Annotated in this window: 1 protein-coding gene; it reads right to left on the bottom strand. The window is 60.3% G+C overall.

Going from position 1 to position 229, the window contains the following annotated elements; translation table 11 throughout:
- Window positions 1-229 (bottom strand): transporter substrate-binding domain-containing protein (locus MOV75_RS43010; protein ID WP_246933150.1); only part of this gene is annotated, 229 nt, incomplete at both ends.

The raw sequence follows: 229 nt of genomic DNA, 5'->3' as shown, positions 1-229 counted from the left end.
GGTCAGATAATGGGTGTTGGTGAAGGCGACCTGCTTCTGGCGCTCGGCGTTGTTGGTGGTCGAGCCGCATTCGAGGTCGATGGTGCCGTTGGCCATCAGCGGGATGCGGGTTGCCGACGTCACCGGGTTGAGCTTGACCTCGAGCTTGTCGAGCTTGAGCTCCTTCTTCACGGCGTCGACGATCTTGTAGCAGATGTCCATCGCGAACCCGACGGGCTTCTGGTTGTCA

The sequence above is a fragment of the Bradyrhizobium sp. PRIMUS42 genome, from assembly GCF_023006515.1.
Lineage (GTDB): Bacteria > Pseudomonadota > Alphaproteobacteria > Rhizobiales > Xanthobacteraceae > Bradyrhizobium.
The sequence above is the reverse complement of the archived record's forward strand: the minus strand, read 5'-3'. Positions and strand labels throughout refer to the sequence as shown.